The organism is Candidatus Pelagibacter communis (assembly GCF_001179925.1).
GTDB classification, from domain to species: domain Bacteria; phylum Pseudomonadota; class Alphaproteobacteria; order Pelagibacterales; family Pelagibacteraceae; genus Pelagibacter; species Pelagibacter ubique_E.
Window position 1 is genome coordinate 1 of the sequence record NZ_CVSF01000002.1, and the last position, 5,081, is coordinate 5,081.

The following is a 5,081-nucleotide window of genomic DNA, read 5'->3' on the forward strand; positions in this document are numbered from 1 at the left end:
TGAATTTCGTAATAACCATTGCGGACGTGGGGGCAGTACCCACCACCTCCACCATTACAACTTATGGGGGTGAACTAGAATCGACGGGTGACTAAAAGCTATTCTTTCGTTCGGAATTGTTCCTCCGTAAAGGGCTAATTTATAATTGCTAACGAAAGTTACGCACTTGCTGCATAATTAGCTTTACTAATTATGTAGTCGGGGTTTGGGGCACCTGGCAACAGAACGCCCCTAATAAAATATTAAAAACAAATGAACACTAGAGACCTATTTTTACAAAGCAAAAGATATACAACGAAGTGGGAAAAATATTTTGATGTTTATGATGGTATTTTCGACAGATTTAAACATAAAAAAATTACATTTGTTGAGGTAGGTGTGCTCAATGGTGAGTCTTTACAGATGTGGAAAAAATATTTCCATCCTGACTCAAAAATTATAGGCATTGATTTTAATCCAGAATGTAAAAAATTCGAAAAAGACGGAATTGAAATTTTTATTGGAGACCAATCTGATGAAGATTTTTGGGACAATTTTTTTAAAAAAGTTGGTAAAGTTGACATATTATTAGATGATGGTGGTCATACAAATACTCAGCAAATAATAACCACACTAAAATCTTTACCAAATATAACTGATGATGGTATTTTAATGATTGAGGATACACACACATCTTACATGCAAGAATTTGGAAATCCTAATAAATACAGTTTTATTAATTTTACAAAAAAGATTATTGATGATGTAAATTTTAAATATCCAAATTTAGGAAATTTCAAAGTTTCTCTTAATGATTATGTATACTCGATACAATATTTCGAAAGTATTGTGATATTTCATATCAACACAAAAAAAACTGGTATAAATAAAAAGATTAAAAATAAATCTATCGATAATGATATTGTTACAGATTTCCGATACCACAATACAATTGTTCCAAAATTATTAAAGAATGAAATTATTTATAAATTTAAATATCTTAAAAAATATGATTTTATCAATTTTTGTTACCGTTTTATTTCAAAAATAATTATTCATTTTAAAAATGTTTTGGACTCAAAAAAAAACAAAAAATTTTTTAAGTAGCCAATAATTAGAAATTTAATTTATTTCACTTTTTTTGAAAAAAAAATATTAAGCTCCAAAAATTAATTTACTGGCTAAGTTTATCATAGTCATCTTTAAATAAAGATAGATATTTCTTATTTTCATTAAAGGTGCCTGGAATTCTCAAATTTACCCTTTTTAATTCTTTTAGAAAAATACTTATTTCTTTTATATATTCTCTGTAATGAGGAAAAACTTTTTTATCAATAATGATAATCAACATTCCCTCTTTTGAATATAATCTGCTTCCTTTATGTTTGCCTACTCTATAGCTCGTTTTTCCTCCACATAGAGCACCGATACATTCAATTGCAACGCCTAAATAAAAACTTTTAAACCAAAAAGGTCCTTCCGCAAATGTATTTAAAAAAGCACCATTTAATAAAAGTTTGACTGGGTCATTGGTCCCTCTAATTCTTTTGTCCAATCCAACAATTTTATCAAATTTTTCATTATATTTATTTTTTAACCTTATAGCATTTGTAGCTACTGTTGATGTAGAAGAGTCATAAATGAAATTTGTTCCAGGAATTCCAATAGCTAAAGGGTTGGTTCCGATTAAAGCCTTTTTAATTTTTTTAACTCCTTGGGTTGGAGCTGTATTTTTAACCATTAATATAAGCTGATCATTTTTTATAATCTCAGGACAATAAGTTCTAAATGCACCAACTTTACCTGGATTTTTTGCAGAATAAACACAAATACCATTTTTTTTTGCAATTTGACTGGCTTTTTTTAAACAATTAAAGGTATTCACAAGGCCCAATCCACCACCCTTTTTTCCCTTTGAATAAAGAAAATTTTTTTTTTTAATTACATGATGTTTTGTTATTCCATTTTTTAAATGTGGAGCAACAGAATGTAAAAAATAATGCAAACCATGAGTCAAGATTTCCATCTTTTCAGCTCTAACTATCATTTTTGAAATTATTTTAGCATTATTGAGTGTAGTATAATTCAAGCAGTAATTTATAATTTTACTTTCTAATTCATTAGCTAAAATTTTAATTATCTTTTTTTTCATTTCTATTTCAAATTTTTGAATATTTCCAATTGTTTGGCTGTTCTTATTTTATTTCTCAGTTTTAATAAATCTTTTTTATTATCTATCTCAAACCAACATTTGGGTTTGATGAAACTAATGTCTAATTTTGATTTATCTATCACTGATTTATATGCATAAGCTGGGAATAAATTGAAACATTTTTTTTTTATTAGTTGATTTATTTGTTTAAATAAGATGTTTGCATCTTTTTTAATAAAATAGGATATTTGGGCGCTTTCTGCATTACTAAGATTAAATTTAATATCCTTTCCAATCCTTTTAATTACTTTTTTATTCAAAATTATATTCATTTCACCATTCGAATATTTTCTTCTTTTAATACCGAAAGAAGTTGAACTTTTAAAGTTAACAATTTTTGATAAATAAATTTTACTTAAAAAAATATCACCATTCATCAATATAAAATTTGAGTTATGCAAGTACTTTTTTGCTAAATATAATGAATAAATACTATTAGTGCTTTTAAATTTTTTGTTATGAATATAATTAACTGAGTTTCCTAGCTTATTTTTTATCATTTTAGATTTATAACCAGTAACAATATAAATTTTTTTTACACCAATTTCTTTTAAACAATTAACCAAGTATTGTATTATTGTTGTGTTTGCCACCTCTAGTAAGGGCTTTGGTCTGTTTAAAGTAACATTTTTTAACCTTTTGCCCATTCCTGCTGCTAATATAATTGCTTTCATGAAAAATTTTTAATCTTATTTAAATAATATTCATAGCTATCTTTAATTTTTTCTATTTCAATTAAATTTTCACTATCTATGGTAGTTTTTTTATTTTCAATAGAACTTGCTGTCCTTTTTTTTAAATTTAAAAAATCTTTTTTTCCAAAATCTAGTTGAATATCCAATTTGTGTAAAAAGTTTTTACAGTATTCATAATTTTGATCAGCTTCATTTAAATTAAAAATTGCTATTTTTCGTTTATCAATATTTGTTATTTCTTCGAATATTTTTTGAATAGTATGATTCATGAAAATCGCAATTTTGATTTGATTAGAAGAGACTAAAAATTTTTTATTATCTGTTCCAAAATTAATATATCTACCATAAAAATGGTTAGGATTATTTAAAAAAAGATCAGGTATTTTTTTATTATATGCACTTGTATCTAAACTGAAATTTTCTTTATACCAATTTTTATTTCTTAATGAGTAAAATAAGCTGTAAAAGTCTCTAACAATAATAACAAATTTATCTGGTTTTAAATTTTCCTCTAAAATCTTTATACCGTGAGAAAAATACGGACTTGATATGTAACTGGTATTATTATTTTTCCAATCAGTTAATGCTTCTGTTTTAATTAAATATAAAATTTTATTTAAATTGACAATCTTATTGTGAGAACAATTGTATCTAAAAATTGCCTCTTCTGTTCTATTTCTTTCTCCAAACGCGCTTACATTTCTACAATGATTGATTATGTCTACAAGCCATTTTCCTCCACCTCTGCCAACTTGAGTCGCAAGAATAATCTTTTTTTGAAACGAAACTGTTTTATAAATATCATTTATTTGTTTTTCACTGAAATCTAAATAAATATTTTTCTTTTTCGATTTTCTAAATCTGTAGCTGTGAAAATTAAAAAATAATTCCTTAAAAAATTTCATCAATTATGTTTTCTCAAATTCAAGTAATTTAAAAAATTTATCAAAAATTTTAATTTTGATTGATTTCTGCTTGGGCTGCAGTAAGTCTAGCTATCGGCACTCTATATGGAGAGCAAGACACGTAGTTCAAGCCTACTTTAGAACAAAAAAATATACTTTTTGGATCACCTCCATGTTCACCACAAATACCCAGTTTAATATTTTTATTTTGTTTTTTTCCTTTTGATACTGCTATTTCAATCAAGTCCTCTACACCTTCATCAATTGAAACAAATGGATCAATAGAAAAAATTTTATTATCAATATAATCATTTAAAAACTTTCCACTATCATCTCTACTTATTCCAAACGTCGTTTGAGTTAAATCATTAGTACCAAAACTGAAAAATTCAGCATGTTTTGCTATCTCTTTTGCTTTAATTGCTGCTCTAGGTAATTCTATCATAGTTCCAACTATATAATTTATTTTCATTTTATTTTCTCTCTGAACCTTTTCGGCTATATTTTGAACTAAGTCTTTCATGATTTTTATTTCAGCTTCAGTAGAAACTAAAGGAATCATTATCTCTGGAAAAGCCGCTTTTATTTTCCTATTTTTCAATTCAACAAGAGCCTCAAAAATTGCTCGACATTGCATTTCATATATTTCTGGATAAGAAATACCTAGTCTACATCCTCTGTGTCCTAGCATTGGATTTTGTTCATGTAATTCTGATATTCTTGATTTTACCTCTTTAGTGTCTACACCTACGACATTAGCAACTTCTAAAATTTCTTTTTCAGAGTTTGGTAAAAACTCATGTAATGGTGGATCCAATAACCTAACTGTTACCGGTAATCCTCTCATTATTCTAAAAATTTCCATAAAGTCTTTTTTTTGATGAGGCAATAATTTTACTAAAGCTTTAGCTCTATCTTCTTTTGTTTTAGATAAAATCATTTCTCTTACGGATAAAATTCTATCTTCATCAAAAAACATATGTTCAGTTCTACAAAGCCCAATTCCTTCGGCACCAAAATCTCTCGCTGTTTTTGTATCTAATGGAGTTTCTGAATTTGTTCTAACTTTAAGTTTTCTTATACTATCAGCCCAGCTCATTAATTTTGAAAAGTCACCAGAAATTTCTGGTTTAACCGTTGGAACTTTTCCTAAAATAATTCTTCCAGATGAACCATCAATAGTAATAATATCTCCCTCTTTAATTTCCAAATTAGATGTTTTAAAAATTTTTTTTTCGTAATTTATGTCTATTTCACTTGATCCCGACACACATGGTCTGCCCATTCCTC

5 protein-coding genes and 1 other RNA gene are annotated in these 5,081 nt (G+C 26.7%); 2 read left to right on the forward strand and 4 right to left on the reverse strand.

From position 1 onward, the window contains the following. Positions 1 to 236: a transfer-messenger RNA gene (gene ssrA, locus AMN70_RS00195) on the forward strand; the annotation flags it as partial. Positions 237 to 252: 16 nt separating this feature from the next. Further along, positions 253 to 1,086 carry a class I SAM-dependent methyltransferase gene (locus AMN70_RS00200; RefSeq protein ID WP_075500906.1) on the forward strand — a complete coding sequence of 278 codons (834 nt, stop codon included), beginning with the start codon at positions 253 to 255 and terminating at the stop codon, positions 1,084 to 1,086. A gap of 67 nt (positions 1,087 to 1,153) precedes the next feature. On the opposite strand, the gene AMN70_RS00205 is transcribed toward AMN70_RS00200, so the two are convergent. The 4 genes from AMN70_RS00205 to AMN70_RS00220 form a co-directional block, all read right to left on the reverse strand. Continuing rightward, positions 1,154 to 2,131: an Ldh family oxidoreductase gene (locus AMN70_RS00205; protein ID WP_075500908.1), complete on the reverse strand. Its 978-nt coding sequence runs from the start codon at positions 2,129 to 2,131 to the stop codon at positions 1,154 to 1,156. Positions 2,132 to 2,133: 2 nt separating this feature from the next. Then, positions 2,134 to 2,865 carry a phosphocholine cytidylyltransferase family protein gene (locus tag AMN70_RS00210; RefSeq protein WP_075500910.1) on the reverse strand — a complete coding sequence of 244 codons (732 nt, stop codon included), beginning with the start codon at positions 2,863 to 2,865 and terminating at the stop codon, positions 2,134 to 2,136. Then, positions 2,862 to 3,791, reverse strand: coding sequence for a hypothetical protein (locus AMN70_RS00215; RefSeq protein ID WP_075500912.1), 930 nt, complete (start codon positions 3,789 to 3,791; stop codon positions 2,862 to 2,864). Before AMN70_RS00215 ends, AMN70_RS00210 begins: the two co-directional genes overlap by 4 nt. Positions 3,792 to 3,840: 49 nt before the next feature. After that, on the reverse strand, positions 3,841 to 5,081 hold a 1,241-nt coding region (locus AMN70_RS00220; protein ID WP_075500914.1), incomplete at its 5' end, for a putative PEP-binding protein.

Coding starts and splice junctions, on each gene's coding strand:
- AMN70_RS00215 (WP_075500912.1), bottom strand. CDS start 3,791: ATGAAATTTTTTAAGGAATTATTTTTTAATTTTCACAGCTACAGATTT.
- AMN70_RS00210 (WP_075500910.1), bottom strand. CDS start 2,865: ATGAAAGCAATTATATTAGCAGCAGGAATGGGCAAAAGGTTAAAAAAT.
- AMN70_RS00205 (WP_075500908.1), bottom strand. CDS start 2,131: ATGAAAAAAAAGATAATTAAAATTTTAGCTAATGAATTAGAAAGTAAA.
- AMN70_RS00200 (WP_075500906.1), top strand. CDS start 253: ATGAACACTAGAGACCTATTTTTACAAAGCAAAAGATATACAACGAAG.